This window comes from Microcoleus sp. F10-B2, from assembly GCF_036704965.1.
Taxonomy (GTDB): Bacteria; Cyanobacteriota; Cyanobacteriia; order Cyanobacteriales; family Microcoleaceae; genus Microcoleus.
The window spans coordinates 51533-69029 of record NZ_JAUBTB010000018.1 but is presented as its reverse complement, the minus strand read 5'-3'; the positions used below and the strand labels follow the sequence as shown (position 1 = coordinate 69029).

4 protein-coding genes are annotated in these 17497 nt (G+C 45.2%); 1 reads left to right on the top strand and 3 read right to left on the bottom strand.

Annotation, left to right across the window (positions count from 1 at the left end):
* Positions 1-254: 254 nt before the first annotated feature.
* From QUA99_RS09700 to QUA99_RS09690, 3 genes are all read right to left on the bottom strand, one after another.
* Positions 255-5276 carry a PAS domain S-box protein gene (locus tag QUA99_RS09700; RefSeq protein WP_333235863.1) on the bottom strand — a complete coding sequence of 1674 codons (5022 nt, stop codon included), beginning with the start codon at positions 5274-5276 and terminating at the stop codon, positions 255-257.
* 553 nt (positions 5277-5829) lie between these two features.
* Positions 5830-7050: a hybrid sensor histidine kinase/response regulator gene (locus QUA99_RS09695; protein ID WP_333235864.1), complete on the bottom strand. Its 1221-nt coding sequence runs from the start codon at positions 7048-7050 to the stop codon at positions 5830-5832.
* 248 nt (positions 7051-7298) lie between these two features.
* Positions 7299-13793, bottom strand: a complete 6495-nt coding sequence (locus QUA99_RS09690) for a PAS domain S-box protein (RefSeq protein ID WP_333235865.1) — start codon at positions 13791-13793, stop codon at positions 7299-7301.
* Positions 13794-14549: 756 nt separating this feature from the next.
* Between QUA99_RS09690 and ppsA the strand changes: the two genes are divergently transcribed.
* Complete coding sequence (gene ppsA / locus QUA99_RS09685; RefSeq protein WP_333235867.1) at positions 14550-17027, top strand: phosphoenolpyruvate synthase; 2478 nt, start codon at positions 14550-14552, stop codon at positions 17025-17027.
* Positions 17028-17497 lie beyond the last annotated feature (470 nt).

The window sequence follows — 17497 nt, the reverse complement described above, 5'->3', positions numbered from 1 at the left end:
GAGTACATTAAACGCCGATGAATATTGATAAAAATCCCTGAATTTTATCTGGGGGTTGTGGCGCACGCTAGAGGTCATAGATTGTTCTTGACTTTCTTGCCAATTACCAATTACCCATTACCGATTCCCAATTATCCCTTACCAAGTGCTAATTTATAGCATAAAAAAATAAGGGAACTGCCGGCCCTGCCCGTACTCCAAACCATGATAATCATCAGTCATTCCGAATCGACAATCGAAAATCGAAAACGGTATTATCCCCCCAAATTTGAGTTCGTACCAGTTAAATTGGATCGCACTGGAATTTCAATCAAAAACTCCGCTCCCTCTCCGGGTGTCGAAATACAGCTCAATCGTCCGCCGTGCCGATCGACTATAATCGAGTGAGAAATCGACAGTCCCAAACCCGTCCCCTTGCCCACAGGTTTAGTCGTGAAAAACGGGTCAAACAGCCTCGATAGCACCGGCTCCGGTATCCCCCGCCCGTTGTCCGCAATAGATACCGTTACGAAGCCCGCAGCAGCCTGATAACTGCGAATAGCGATCGTGCTGGGATGTCGATCGCACTCCTCGATCGGACGCTGCTTGTCCCGTTCTTCCAAAGCATCGATCGCATTAATCAAAATATTCATAAATACCTGATTCAACTCGCCGGGAAAACATTCAATTTGCGGTAATAGTTGGTAATCTTTAACTATCTTAATCCCCGGATGGCTGCTGTGAGGTTTTAACCGATTTTGCAAAATCATCAAAGTGCTATCAATTCCCTCGTGAATGTTGACCGATTTGCCAGCGGACTCGTCCAAGCGGGAAAAGTTGCGCAACGATTTCACTATCTCGACAATTCGCTCGGTTCCTACTTGCATCGAATTAAACAATTTCGGGAAATCCTCAGCAATATAATCCAAGTCTATTTCATTAATTTTATCCAAGACTTGGGCCGGAGGATGAGGGCAGTAATGCTGGTAAACTTTAATCAATTCCAGCAAATCTAAAGTGTAATTGCGAGCCGGAGTGAGATTTCCGTGAATAAAGCTGACGGGGTTATTAATTTCGTGAGCGACACCAGCAACTAAGTGACCCAAACTCACCATTTTTTCATTCTGAACAAGCTGAGCTTGAGTGGTTCTGAGTTTGTTAATAGCTGCTTCTAACTCTAGCGCTTTTGAACGTTCTCGGGCTTCCGATTCCTGCAAAGCTGACTCGGCTTGTTTGCGATCGGCAATTTCAATTTGTGCTTGCTCAAACAGCATCGATTGCTGGATCGCGATCGCCAACTGCACGCTAATTTGTTTGAGACACTCGACCTCAATTTCTAGCCAGCGACGGCTGCCCGCGCACTCGTGGGCAATCAATAGCCCCCACAACTTCTCGCCTTGCAAAATCGGCACTACCAAATTAGCTCGTACCTGAAATTGACTTAATAAATTAATGTAGCACTGGGAAAGACCGGCTTTGTAAATATCATCTACAGCTACAGTGCGACCCTGTTCGCAAGCAGAAGCATAGCGGTTTTCAAACCAGGAATCATTAATAGTTATTCCCCCAACTGACAGCCAATTTTTGCCCACCGACTCTACAGTTACAAAACCGCTCCAATCGGGATTAAACCGATAAATGATTGTCCGGTCTGTTTGCAAAAATTGCCGTACTTCAGCAACAGCTTTGGTCAAGATTTCTTTTAAGTTGAGAGAAGAGCGAATACGTTCCAGCATCCCTGCCACCAGACGTTCTCGCTTTAATTGCTGGCGCAAGATAGCCTCGGCAAGTTTGCGAGCGCTAATATCTTCAATCACAGCAATTACATAGTTCGGTTCCCCAAACGCATCCCGCACTAAAGATACAGTCATATTAGTCCAAACAAATGAACCGTCTTTGCGAACAAAGCGTTTCTCAATTGAATAATTCAAAATTTCCCCAGCTAACAGTCTGTCGCGCGACTCGACATCTGCTGCGACATCTTCCGGGTGAGAAATATCTTCAACATTTCGCGTTTTCAGTTCCACTTGTGAGTATCCGACAATATTGCAAAAGCCTTGATTTGCATTCCAAAATTGACCGTCCCGCCACAGTTTAACAATGCCGATCGCCGCTTGTTCAAATACAGCTCGAAATCGATGTTCGCTTTCTTGCAAAGCAATTTCTGCTTGTTTGCGATTGGTAATGTCCATTGCCGTGCCAAACAGCCGCACCACCTGACCAAGCTCATTTTTAACAGCTTGTCCTTTACCGTTAACGTGCCTGATTTCTCCTGATGGAAAATAGATGCGGTGGTCGATATCGTAAGCTGTCCCTTCAGTCACTACCTGTTGCACAACTTCTCTAAATCTTTCTTTGTCATCGGGATGAATTTGCTCAAAAAGTTCTTCCATTGTCGGCGGCCGATTCAATTCTCGACCGTAAACTCGAAACATTTCCTCAGACCAAGTAATAATTCCTGCCTCAATATCGAATTCCCAATTGCCGATGCGGGCTATTTTTTGCGCTGCTTGCAACTGGTCGGCAAGTTGTTGCAGAGATGCGATCAACTGAGTTTTTTCGGCTTCTGCTGCAACGCGGGCGCTGATATCTTTGTGAGTGCCTGTCATCCGCAACGGCCCACCCCATTCGTCGTACTCGACTACCTTGCCCATCGCCATAATCCACTGCCAATTTCCCGCTTTGTTGAGCAGCCGAAATTCAACTTCATAGATATCGGTGCTACCTTCCCAATAGGAATGTAAAGATTCCATTACCTTCGGTCGGTCTTCGGGATGCAGCAAACTTTCCAAACCTTGGATGTGATTTTCAATTTCAGTTTCTTCGTAACCTAGCATTGATTTCCAATGCTGGTCGAAATAAGTTTCGCCCGTAGCTATATTCCAATCCCACAGCCCCAAGGAGCTGCCGGAAACCGCCAACAGCAAACGCTCTTGACTGAGTTTTAATGCCGATTCGGCGCGTTTTAGTTCTGTGAGGTCGGCAATTATCGCCATCATTCCTATTGGTTGACTGGCGCTATCTTTAATGCAGTCAGCTCGCAATTGAGTTTCTTGAATTTCGCCATTTTTAGCCTTGAGTTCAATTTCAGTGCTCCAGGACAAACCTTTCCGCAGCAGCCTAAATAACTTTCTCAAATCTTGAGATTTGGCGTACATTACTGCTGGGCCGCCGGCATTATTTAGTTCATCAACTGTATAGCCGTAGCGCTGAATAAATGCTTGATTGTGATAAATTGAACAGCCGTCCAAATCTGCGATCGCGATCGCGTCGCTAGCGCTGTTTACAGCTTGAGTTACCAGGCACAGAGTCAGTTCGGCTTGTTTGCGAGCGGTAATATCAAAAATCGCTCCGTCGAGCCACACAACCAACCCTTCTAGATTGTAAGTCGGCCTGCCTCTTTCCGACATCCACCGCACCGCGCCGTCAGCGCGAACAATCCGGTATTCTAGATGGTACGGCTGTCTCGACTCTACCGCTGCGTTGACTTCTCGATAGACCATTTCAGTATCTGCCTCATGGATGATGCTGGCAAAACTCAAGCGGTTGTTGCGAATAAAATCCCCAGCAGGATAGCCGCTAATTGCCTCAATTTCATCGCTAATAAATACCATCGTCCACTCAGCGTCACACAGGCAACGATAGATAGCGCCGGGGATATTCTCAACGAGCGATCGAAATCTTGCTTCGCTCTCCCGAAAAGCTGCTTCTGTCTGTTTTAAATTAGTAATATCCAGCACCATACCTTCCCAAACTATATCCCCTTCCTGCCCTATTTCAGTAGGACAATCAACTCGTTCCGGTCTCGCAACCCCTTGCATCCACTTAAATTTTCCCGACGGCACAATCGCGCGCCATTCCTGCTGGCAGGGCTGCATATTTGCCGCAGAAACAGCCAGGGATTCTTCTATTTTTCGGCGGTCGTCTGGATGAATACAACTAAAAATAAGTTCGGGATTCTGCTGAATATTTTCTGGTTCCAATTCATATAAATCGCGACTGCCAGAAGAAATGTAAGGAAAAGATTTTTTACCGTCGGTTGAGAGCCGAAATTGATAAATTATTCCAGGCAAATTGGCAGCAAGTTGCCGCAGTCTAGCTTCGCTTTCTTGCAGGGCTAATTGTTTGCGCCTATCCAGAGTGATATCTCTAATTATACCCACGAGAATTTTACGGCCGTCGGTATTTTCAAAGACGGTTTTTTTTGTAGACAGAATGTGCTTTGCACCGCTGGCGTCCGTAAATATTTCCTCGCTCGCGTTTTCTTCCCCCGTCCTAAACACTTGTTGGTCATTCTGCCAAAAAATTTCAGCTTCTTGTTTAGGGAAAAAGTCGTAATCCGATTTGCCCAGCAGTTCCTCGCGCTGCTTGCCGATTAGCTTGCAAAAAGCATCATTTAACAGTATCGAGCGGTGCTGTTCGTCCTTGACAAAAATTGGGTCGGCAACTGCATCGATGGTATAATTCAAAAACTTTTTACTAGCTTCGAGTTCTGAGAGTGCTAAAATTTTATCTGTAATATCGTTGATAGTTCCTGTCGTCCCCTGCACCGCGCCGTTCCCGGCAAACATCAAAAATTCTTGCACTTCCACCCAGCGAACTTCGCCATTTTTGGTAAGATATCGAATTTGATAGCAGCAGGATGTTTCTTGATGTTTTCCCAGACCTCTAAACGAATTTAAATATTGGTATCGCTCCTCAGAATGAATGTAACTCAAACAAGAAGTTCCTAAGCTTTCATCAACGGTAAATCCGGTAATTTTCGTCCAAGCCGGATTGAGAAAAGTCCAATTGCCAGCAGTATTTGTTTCAAAAACTACTGCTTTGATATTGTCAACAACCTGCTGGTATTTTTCTTGACTTTTTTGCCATTCTGCTTGCCGTTTATGGCGGGCGATCGCGCACCTGAGGGTCCGCACCAGCAGCCGGCTGTCTACTTGTCTTTTCACCAGATAATCTTGGGCGCCGGCGGCAATTAACTCGAGGGCCAGTTCTTCGTCATCGGCGGCTGTCAGAATGACGATCGGAATATTTATACCGCAATCTTGCAGCCGGACAAGAGTATTAAGTTTTGGGCTGTCAGGAAGTGAAAGGTCTAATAAAATTACATCAAAAATCTCGCAGCTTAAAAATTTTATAGCTTCCCGGAGGCTAACTACATTCGTCAAATCAATTGATTGTCCCAGTCGGCGCTCTGACAGCAGTTCTTGAATGAGTTCTGCATCTTCTGCACAGTCTTCTATTAAAAGAACTTTCAAGCAAGCAGGCGTTAAAGTTGACTCAAAAACAGATGTCATACCATTTTAGATTTTATATTTTAGATTTTAGATTTGGAATGACTGATGACTATCGCGGTTTGGCTGTTGTATAAAGTGGCATTTTTTTACTGGTATCCTTTTGCTATTTTTTAGTAATAAAAAAATCAGCAGCGGAGGGAGTTACCTAGCTCATTATTGGGTAACTTAAAGCGCAGGCTTTAGGGTGGGCCGGGTGCTTGCAGACCGCCCCGATTTATTTGTAGAATTGAGTTGTTCGCTGCAAGTTGTCCGCCTGGCCCCAAACCTAGTGGCCCAAAATTATCATACTCTTACCGATATTGCAACTCCACTCTGTTTTAATTTACAACCTTTGGCAGGGAAATAGCAAGGGGAAAAGCAAAATAGTAAGGATGAATCCGGACGAAATTCCTTACTAGAAACTTAGAATCATTACTGTTGAGTAATCGGTTTGTAGTGAGGACTTTCGTCTTCTCTTTCGGGAGGCATCAAGACTTGCATTCCTTACTAATAACCTAATTACGAACTTAATTACGGTTGTCTAACCGGACACAATTTTGCTGAGTTTATTCGATTAAGTTGTCTGCTGTTTGGGCAGTACCACTGTAAACACGCTGCCTTGGCCGACTTTGCTGCTAATAGCAATCTCACCGTTAAAAGGTTTTAAAAGTTCAATACAGGTATAAAGTCCTAGCCCAGTTCCTGTCGGTTCTCCGTCGGTTTTTTCCTCCCCTTTAGGCGGCTTTGAGGTGTAAAAAGGGTCAAAAAGTTTTGACAAATCTTCAGGTGATATACCGCATCCCGTATCTGCAATATCCATGTATATGTTCGATTCGTCTTGGCGAGTCACGATAGTTAGTTCCCTGCTTTTCTTTTCCCACATAGCATCCATTGCATTGTTAATTAAGTTATAAAACACTTGAGAAATATAAGAATAAATTAATGGAATACTGGGAATTTCTTCGTCATAAAAGTATTTTTTCCTGATCTTATTTTTAAAATACAGATTGCCTTCCAATAGCTGAATTTCTCGCTGCACTAAATCGTTGATATTCACAGGGTGCAAATCTTGCTTTTGCTCTTTTCTGCTTTTCATCATCAGAGTGTCCATGATCTGATTGATTTTTGTGACCGCTTGAAAAATATACTTAGTATAATTAAATAGAGAGTCTTCTTGAATTTTTGTGGCTTTTGTTTCAATCAAATCGACGCTAGTCTGGATCACTTGCAGCGGACTTTTGAGGTTGTGAACCATTCCCTGGGTCAAACGTCCGATGATGGCTGTCTTTTCCTGGTCGATCAATTGCTTGGTTTTTTGTTCGACAAGTCTTTCTAGGTTTTGGTTGAGGTGGGCAAGTTCGAGGTTTTTTTCTTCGAGTTTTTTTTGTAAGCTGCGGATTGTCAAATGAGTTTGAATGCGGCTCAACACTTCTTCGTGCTGGAAAGGCTTAGTGATGTAGTCAACGGCTCCTGTCTGAAAGCCTTTTACTTTGTCAAGCGTGTCGGAAAGGGCGCTCATGAATATGATGGGAATGTCTTGCGTTGACGGGTCTGCTTTCAAACGCAGGCAAGTTTCAAAACCGTCAATTCCCGGCATCATGATATCCAAAAGAATCAAGTCTGGATGAATGTATTCAATTTGCTCGATCGCACTTTCGCCATCTAGAGCCACTAATACTTTAAACCCGTAATTCCTTAACAACTCAAAAAGTACGTCGAGATTTGTTTGGTTGTCATCAACAATTAGTATGATGCTTCTTTCGGAATTCTTATCGTTCATATTCAAGGGAAACATTCACTTTCTTGAGTGTTGAGTTGTAGGTTGTGACTTTCAATCGGATTCAAGGCATTTTCTGCATATCTAGAAACCCAGTTGCTTCGTAGATGCTTCTATTTGGAATAACCCTTTTAGGGGCTGGCTGCGAGTGACCGCCCCACAAGCAAATTAAGTTGTCGCTTTACGGGTCGAAGAACCCGTTATTGAAAATGGTGGAATATGTGAGATTTAACTGATTTTGAGTTGTCTGTTAACTACTGTCAATTTTACGACAAATGTTGCTTCAAAAAATCTCGAATTTGCTTGAGCTGAAATCCTTTAGCAAGTTGGCGCACGTGATGAACGAAAGGCACTAATGTCGAGTCAGAATGTTCGAGTTTAGTCGTTTCCTCCAGAATAGCTTCAATATCGCCCATTGCAGCCAATCTTAACAAGCCCAAGAGTGACTCTGACGCAGGAGACACCATGGTTGAGTCAGCAGCAGCGAGCTCAGATGATGCTTTGAGAGTTTGAGCTTTCAGTTTTGTGGTTTCCGATCCGTCTTCGTAAATCCATTCTAGTCTCAAATGCAGGCGCAATAATTCTAACAGCTCGTTAGTTTGAATCGGCTTGGTGAGAAAATTATCGCAACCTGCAAGTATGCTCTCTTGCCTGGTAGTCTCGTAAACCTGAGCGGACAAAGCAAGGATAACCGCATCTTTTAATTGCGGCAACTGTCGCAGCCGCCTGGTAGCTTCCCAACCGTCCATTACGGGCATCAGCAAGTCCATTAAAATTAGATCCGGTAGAAATGCCTGTGCTTTGTGCAAGCAGTCTGCGCCGTCTGTGGCCTGTGCAATTTCAAACCCCAAATGAGAAAGCAGCCTGTGCAGCATGGCGCGATTTACTTCGCGATCGTCCACGATTAGCACTTTGCGCTGGCGGCCGCTAAAACCGACAAGCCGGCGTTTTTCTTGAGTCGAGGGGAGTTCAGAACACTGGGCGACTGCGGGCAAGTCTAGATCGAACCAAAATAAGCTGCCTTTGCCGCAGGTACTTTGGACGCGAATTTCGCTGCCCATCATTGTGACTAATTTTTGGCTGATGGAAAGTCCCAGTCCGGTACCTTCGACGAAATTGTTATGATCGCCGACTTGATGAAAAGGCAAAAATATTTCTTCTAATTTATTCTGCCCGATGCCAATGCCAGTATCTTCGATTTGAAAGCGAATTTTAGCGGTAGGGGGGCGATCGCCAGTATTTGCTGCTGTTATCACCTCGCGCGCTTCTTTTGTTCCCAGCGGCTGGTTCGACATTTGCTGCGCGTCTAACTTCGCGGTCAAATTGATTGTTTGAGTAGCAACTTCCGCTGTTAAACTCGAATTGGGGCTGTTGGTTTCAGGATAATCTTCTGGTGAATTTTCTACATAATCGACTTTAAATGTCACGCTGCCGCTGTTAGTAAACTTAACGGCATTGCTGAGCAAATTAATCAAAACTTGGCGCAACCTTTTTTCGTCAGCAAAAACTGCATCAGGCAGCCCCGACACCTGCTCGTAATTAAAGGTAATTCCTTTTTGAGCCGATCGCATCTGGAACAAATCAACAATACTTTTAACAAAGCTGGGAAAATGCAGGTTGGCCGGTGAGAGTTCCATTTTACTAGCTTCGATTTTAGAAAGGTCTAAAACGTCATTAATTAGCATCAGGAGGTGGTTGGCGCACTGGTGAACGTTGTTGAGACTTTCCTGCTGATCTGCGGTTAAATTCTTATCTAGTTTTAGCAATTGAATGTATCCTAAAATTCCGTTCAAAGGCGTCCGCAATTCGTGGCTCATGTTGGCGAGAAAGTCGCTTTTAGCCCGGCTGGCGGATTCGGCGGCTAATGCGGCTAATTGCAGGGCGGCTTCTGCAAGTTTGCGATCGGCAATTTCGGTTTGTGCTTGTTCAAATAGCGTCGATTGCTGAATGGCGATCGCCAACTGCACCCCCAATTGTTTCAGGCACTCTGCCTCCAATTTGTGCCAGGGACGCGGGCCCGTGCAGTGGTGGGCAATTAACAGCCCCCACAAGTTTTTGCCTTGCAAAATCGGCACTACCAGATTCGCTTTCACATCCAACCGAGTCAACAAACTCAAGTGGCAGTCGGTGAGGCCGGCATTGTAAACATTATCTGTGGCTCTAATTCTGCCATCTTGGTAAAGAGTAACATAGGCTTCCCCAAAACAGGGGTCGTAAATTTCCATTCCGACAATTGGTCTGGTATTTGCGTCCACCGACTCGACAGCGATAAACCCGCTCCAATCTGGATTGAATTGGTAGATAACAGTGCGGTCTACTTGCAGAAAATGCCGCACTTCTTCGACTGTTTTGGTGAGAATTTCTTCTAAATTGAGAGAAGAGCGAATGCGTTCTAGCATGGCTACTGCCAACTGTTCGCGTTTTAATTGCTGGCGCAAAGTGGCTTCTGATTCTTTGCGTTTTGTGATGTCTGTAATCACTGCAATTAACCCTATTGAATTGCCATTTATATCTTTAATACTGTCGGCTCGCACCAGAGCGGTAACAGCTTCACCGAGCTTATTTTGCAGCGCAACTTCGCCGCACCAAGAGCGACCTTGGCGAAGGTTTTTATAGATTTGTTTGTAATTTTTAGGCCGGACGTAAAGCAGGGTGCTATCGGCGAGTTCGTTGAGTTCTTGCACCGTGTAGCCGTAACGCTGAATGAAGGCTTGATTGTGGTAAATAGACCGGCCTTTCAAGTCGGCGATCGCGATCGCGTCGCTGGTACTTTCGACGGCTTGAGTCACCCGCCACAAAGCTAATTCTGCTGCTTTGCGATCGCTGATATCCGTCATCGAACCCACCATCCGCAGGGGGTTTCCGGCTTCGTCCCACACTGCTTGGGCCCGGGCGAGCACCCACTTGTAGCCGCCGTCTTTGCACCGCAAGCGGTACTCGGCGGCGTAATTGGGGGTTTCGCGGTCGAGATAATTTTGAATTGCTGATTGCACTCGCAAGCGATCGTCTGGATGGATGCGATCGATCCATTCGCTGTTCCTGTTATCAATTTCGCCCTCTGCGTAACCGATAATTTCGTGCCAGCGGGCCGACCGAAAAGCTTCATTTGTTTGAAGATTCAGATCCCAAATTCCGTCTTGATTACCTTTGAGAACTAACTGCCAGCGTTCTTCGCTTTTGCGCAATTTTTCTTCGGCTTGTTTGCGCCGAATCTGAGAACCCAACTGAATCGCTACCGCCTTCACCAACTCCACTATACGCGGTTCGATAATCGATCGGTCGCGCTTGCAGAATACTAAAACTGCCAGCACCTTTGATGTAGCGCGAATTGGCACTCCGAAACAACCTTTGAGTCCCACTGCGGACGCCATTTGCGATCGAGCAAAAAGATAATTATTGGCTATAGAAATATCTTCAATCCACTCTACATTTCGGGTTGACCAAATCCGTCCCGGTACTCCCACTCCGGCGGCGAATCTAATTTTTTTACTTTCGCGGCCGAACCTATCTAAATCGCGATCGGTAGCGTACCAAGTTTCGCTGTGTTCCAAAAAAGTACCGTTAGCAGTCGGTATCCAAGCTTCCGCAAAATTCCAGCCGATCGCATTGCACAGCAACCGCAGGATATCTGGGAGGGCGCTGTGAAAATCGGCTGACTGACTAATTGCTTGAGTTGCTGCCAGCAACAGCTTAATTTCATCTTCTGCTTGCTTGCTTTCTGTAATATCAGTTCCCGTGCCGAGAATTTGTTTTAACTTCCCATCTGCTGTTTTCGCAAATACAGTATCTCGGCTCACAATCCAGCGCCAAGAACCATCCTTGTGCCTGATTCGGTATTCAATTTCAAATATATCCCCTTCCGTTCCCGTTTCGACTTGCTGTAAATAATCAGGTATTTTGATTGCATCTTCCGGGTGGATTAAAGTTGAAATCATCCACGGTCCGATTGCCTGCATCTCCTCTACTGTATAGCCGAGAATGTGGTATAGAGAAGCGTTTGCATAGATATTTTTTTGTTCTATTAAGTCGTAAACATACAACATATTAGGACTTGCCTCAGCAATTTGTTGAGTTAACCGCTGGCTTTCTCGCAGTGCTGCTTCTGTTTGTTTTCTTTGGGAAATATCGCGAACAATGCAAATGATTTCCCCGTCGGGCAGGATTGTCAGGGAAACATCTATAGGGACTTTCGAGCCGTCGCGGCGGCATCCGACTGCTTCGGTGCTGTAACAACCTTTCTGCACTAAAGCCGGCACAACTTCTCGCTCAAATCTTTGCAGTTCTGCACCTTCATAGAAGATTTTCCAACTTTTGCCTAAGATTTCTTCGAGAGAGTCGTAACCGTAGATTTTTAGTCGGGCTGCGTTGCAATAAATCACCTCTCCGCCGGCATCGATTATGGCTATACCTTCGGAAGCGGCTGCCATTGCTGCTGCTTGCCTCTGGAGTGCGGACTCGGATCGTTTGCGTTGAGTGATGTCGCGGACGATCGCGATAATTTCGTCATCGGGGCAGAAAACAATTCTCGCTTCAAAATCGTAAAGTTCACCATTAACTGGCATTTGATATTCTACAACTTGAATTTCGGCCGTGTCGATCGCTTGTTGATTGCCAGATAAGATTTTTTCCACAAAAGCAGCCGGCAATATGTCTTGTGCTTTTTTGCCAATTACTCTTTTTTGATGTAGGATATTCTGGAAATCTTTTGCTGGTTTGAAGTCTACAAAAGTGCCGTCGGCCCGACAGCGAAATATCATGTCTGGTATCGCATTTAAAAGAGCGCGATTGGTGGCTTCGCTCTTGCGCAATTCAGCTTCAGCTTGCTTGTTCAATGTAACGTCGCGAGCAACTGCATAAATCAAACCTTCTTCTGCAAACGGCGAGGCAGTCCACGACAGCCATTTATAATTGCCATCTCGGCAAAGATAGCGGAGTTTTACGTTGACAATTGAACTGCCGTTTTTGAGGTATTCTAATTGGTTCAAACATTTTTTTCGGTCTTCTGGATGTACTAATTCGACCAAAGGTTGGGCTAACATTTCATCGCTGCTGTAACCTAATACATTAGACCAAGCCGGGTTTAAGCGTTTGAAATAGCCGTCAAAACCTGCAATGCAAAGTAAATCCAGCGAGATATTAAAAAATCGATCGCGATCTTGCTGGGTTTGTTTTAATTCGGTGACATCCATCACCAAACCGTCCCAAACTATATCGCCGTTAGCTTGCTTTTCTGGCTTCGATGCACCTTGCAGCCACTTCACTTTGCCCTGGATAATTTGCCGCCACTGGTGCTGCCAAGGTTGCAGAGTCGTTGCTGAATTTTTTATCGAGTTTTCAAAGCCTGTGAGGTCATCGGGATGAATTGTTTCATAAGCAAAATTTTTCTGATTTTCTATATCTTTTGCTTCTAATTGGTAAAGATTCTTGCTGCCCGAAGAAACGTAAGTAAAATACTTTCTACCCCCCGGCTCGACGCGGAATTGATAAATCATTCCCGGCACGTTGTCCGCCATTTTATGAAATCTAGCTTCGCTCTCTTTCAAAGCTAATTGTTGCCGTTTGTACTCGGTGACATCTCGAATTGTCCCAACTAAGATTTTACTGCTGTCAGTGGCTTGAAATACACTTTTCTTAATCGAAATGATGCGTTTTTTTCCGGCACTGTCTGTGAATTTTTCTTCCGTTTCTTCAGCGATGCCAGTTCTGAATACCTCTTCGTCTTTTTGGCAAAATCTTTGCGCTTTTGCTGGTGACAAAAATTCGTATCCCGACTTGCCAATCAGTTCTTGTCGCGGTTTTCCCATTAACTCGCAGAAAGCGTCGTTTAATACGAGCCAGCGATGCTGCTCGTCTTTGACAAAAATTGGGTCGGGACTAGCATTAATCGTGTGCTTGAAAAACTCTTCTGATCTTTTTAATTTGTGTTCGTAATGATAGCGATCGCTAACGTCCAAGATTACTTTAATCATCCGCTCGATTGAGCCGTCCCGGCGGCGAATACAGCGCAGGGAAACTCGAGTGTAAACTATTTCTCCGTCTTTTTTGCGCCACCTTTGGTCTAAAACATAGCCTTCGCTTTCCCCTGCCAAAATTTTATTTAACTGTTCTAAACTGGCCGGCAAGTCATCAGGAAAACCCCACTGCTCCCACTTTCCGTGCAAAAGTTCTTTGCGTTCGCATCCCAGCAAATCGCACAAAGCATCGTTAACTTCCAACCACTCGCAGTTTTCGGCTTGTGATGGGGAAATTGGAGGGGCAATAATGGCAATTCCGACGAGGGAATTCTCGATAACCGAGCGATATTTTTCTTCGCTTGTACGCAAAGCTTCTTGGTTGTACTGCCGCTCGACTGCGTAGCGGAGCGATCGCATTAACACTTCGCTGTCGATTTTTCGCTTGACTAGATAATCCTGAGCTCCTACTTGGATTGACTGCAGGGCGAGTTCTTCATCGTTGCGGCCCGTCAGTACAACGATCGGAGTATTTAGGCTGTATTCTTGCATTTTGACAATTGTACTTAAGTCTTGGCTGTCGGGCAGCGAAAGGTCTAGTAAAATCACATCAAAATGTTCGTCGCTCAAAAGTTGCTGCGCTTTGCTGAGACGGTCTGTACAGCGTACTGACAGTTTGTGGGGTTCTGCTCGACTGACATTTTTTTCTAATAATAGTTCTTCGATCAAATCGGCTTCGGCTTGATTGTCTTCTACCAGGAGAACTTTAAAGCCGTTTCGCTTTACGGTTGGGCTCAAAACTGATATCATATACCTTGCTATTTGTCATAAGGCAGTCGAGTTAGCTATTATAGCATATAAATAATTGAATGCCCCAACATACCGCAGAAAAAACTTAAAAATCTCGGGTTTAACAACTACAATGCACTCTCTGCGACTGTGTTTTTGCTCTAAGTAGGTTAACCCGATCGGAAATAAAACTTTTACGGTTTTGAGAAGATCCGTTGCTTGAGAAAACAAAGCTGCTGGGCGTTGTGTTGTTTTTGGCTATCGCCCCTTTGAGTAGATTTTAGATTTACTCGACAGATGAATGTGGCAGCTTGAACTAGGGTTTAAAATTTTGGTCGGCTCACGACTCCTGTCGGAAAGCAAGTATCGGTTTTTGGGCGGGGTCTACCCAAAACCCGATCGCAACCCATTCTTTGTTGCCCTTGAGTTCCGCTACCAACACCATCCGAGCCATATCCCCGCACGACTGGGCGCTCAGCGCAAAAAAAGCGGTGGGAACTATCTTCGCTATTCATATTTTTAGCACTTCTTTTATGATAGCTCACAGAAACTCCTTAGTACGATTTCTTTACTTTTTGCAATCAAATAAAATTTATCCACAGCTCTTGCTATTTACCCAAAAAGTGATACTCTTTAAATAGAGGAGAACAAAAGTCGGCTGGAGACAGCATCGGAAAAAATCAGATATTTTTCGCAATAAAACAAGATTTAAAAACCTACAGTAATTTATTGACTGTCTAGGTATCTAACTGCTCTGAAGTAGAGAGGAAAAAAGCCATGCTAGAAAAATTAGCAATTCCCGAAAAACAAGTTTTAATTCCCAAAGAAAAATCCTTAGTATTGTGGTTTGATGAAGTCGGCATCGCCGACATCCCATTAGTAGGCGGGAAAAATGCTTCTTTAGGCGAAATGATTCAGCAGTTAAGCCCCCAAGGAGTCAGAGTTCCCAGCGGATTTGCAACTACAGCATACGCTTACCGCTACTTCATCCAGTCGGCAGGTTTAGAAGCTAAATTGCGCGAAATTTTTGCCGATTTAGACGTAGAAGATCTGCAGAACCTGCGCCAAAAAGGCAAGCAAGCGCGGGCACTGATTCTCGACACACCATTTCCGCGAGAACTCCAAGCGGCGATCGCGGATGCTTACGAGAAATTGTGCGATCGCTACGGCGACAGTACAGACGTAGCAGTGCGTTCCTCCGCCACCGCCGAAGACTTACCAGACGCCAGTTTCGCGGGACAGCAAGAAACCTACCTCAACGTCCAAGCTTGCGCTGGCGTCCTCGAATGCTGTCACAAATGCTTTGCTTCCATATTCACCGATCGCGCGATTTCCTACCGCCAACAGCGGGGATTCGACCACTTTGAAGTCGCGCTATCAGTCGGCGTCCAAAAAATGGTGCGATCGGACTTAGCATCCTCCGGCGTCATGTTCAGCATCGACACCGAAACCGGATTCAAAAACGCCGTATTAGTCACCGCCGCCTACGGATTAGGCGAAAACGTCGTCCAAGGCACCGTCAACCCCGACGAATACTTCGTTTTTAAACCAACATTAAAACAAGGTTTTCGCCCAATTTTAGAGAAACGACTCGGCAGCAAAACCCTCAAAATGGTCTACGATATCGGCGGTTCTAAATACACAAAAAACGTCTCCGTGATCGCAGCCGAAAAAAATAAATTTGCCATCCAAGATGATGAAATTCTGCAACTAGCCAAATGGGCCGCAGTCATCGAAGAACACTACTCTAAAGTGCGCGGAACTTATACCCCGATGGACATTGAGTGGGCAAAAGACGGCAATACTGGCGAATTGTTTATCGTCCAAGCGCGACCCGAAACAGTACAATCTCAAAAGTCTGCTAAAGTTTTGCGCAACTACAAATTGCAAGGTACCAGTGCAGTTTTAGCAAAAGGACGCGCCGTTGGCGAATCAATCGGACAAGGCCAAGCCCGCGTGATTTTAGACGTTCACAGAATCGCTGAATTTCAATCAGGAGAAGTTTTAGTTACCAACAAAACCGACCCGGATTGGGAACCGATTATGAAAAAAGCTAGCGCGATCGTCACCAATTCCGGCGGCCGCACTTGTCACGCCGCGATTATCGCCCGAGAAATGGGAATTCCCGCCATTGTCGGCACCGGCGACGCCACCCAAATCTTGAAAAACGGGCAAGAAATCACTGTTTCTTGTTCGGAAGGAGATGAAGGCAAAGTTTATGCCGGTTTGCTTCCTTTTGAAATTCAAGAAACTGCGATCGAGAATTTACCCCGTACCCGGACTCAAATTTTAATGAATGTCGGGAATCCAGAAGAAGCCTTTGGTTTATCAGCAATTCCTTGCGACGGCGTAGGCTTGGCGCGGCTGGAATTCATCATTGCCAATCACATTAAAGCACACCCGCTGGCACTAATTCACTTTGACGAATTGGCAGATCAATCAGTCAAGGAAGAAATTGCCGAACTGACAGCACTTTACCAACACAAACCAGATTTCTTCACCGACAAACTAGCCCACGGAATTGCCACAATTGCCGCCGCATTTTATCCAAATCCAGTTATCGTGCGGATGAGCGATTTCAAGAGCAACGAATATGCTAATCTTTTGGGAGGGCGGCAGTTTGAACCCAAGGAAGAAAACCCGATGATTGGGTGGCGCGGCGCTTCTCGCTATTACGACCCAAATTACCGCGAAGCTTACGCTTTGGAATGCAAAGCGCTGAAGCGAGTTCGCGACGAAATGGGCTTGACAAATGTGATTCCGATGATTCCATTTTGCCGCACCCCGGAGGAAGGCAGAAAAGTGCTGGCCGAGATGGCAAAACACGGTTTAGTCAAGGGCGAGAACGGCTTGCAAGTGTATGTGATGTGCGAATTGCCTAGCAATGTGATATTTGCTGACGAATTCGCGCAAGTTTTTGACGGATTCTCGATCGGCTCTAACGATTTAACTCAGCTAACATTGGGGTTAGACCGGGATTCTGCTTTAGTCGCGCACATCTTTGACGAACGAAATGAAGCTGTCAAGCGAATGGTAGCAATTGCCATTAAAGCCGCCAAGAAGTACGATCGCAAAATTGGGATTTGCGGTCAAGCGCCCAGCGATTATCCTGAGTTTGCTCGTTTCTTGGTTGAGTTGGGAATTGATTCCATTAGTTTGAATCCCGATTCGGTTTTGAAGACTTTGTTGGATGTTGCTAAGGTGGAAGGTGCGGGTTCGTTGATGGATTTAGCGGAGGATGTTGCTAAGGTTTAAGCGTTTTGCTTTTTGATAGAAACCGGGTTTCTCAAACAATATCTGCCCCCTGTTCTGACCACGAATTTCAAAGGTGGTACCCGCCACGCGATCGATCAGTGGGATCGATCCCAAATCGAAAATCGAAAATCCTCAAGCTCCCGCATTTATCTCGCGCAAGTCAATCTAAAATCTCAAATCTCAAATCTCAAATCGATTGACTTGCTTGTTTTTGAACTAGACCCGGTTTCTCATATCTAGTCCTGTAAAATAACCGATCTCGCGTTTGTAGTGATGAACCCAAGTCCTCGGATTTCTATCAGGACTTGGGTTCATCACTACAAACCTATTTGATTGCTGGTAATTGACTTGACATAATATCACATCATATCTGCACTTCTGGCTTTGTTGGGCCCTGGGGATGCGCTTTACGAAAAAAGTGGTGTCAGCAGCTCACGCCTTTCTTAGGAATGAGAATTAAATAAGGCTCT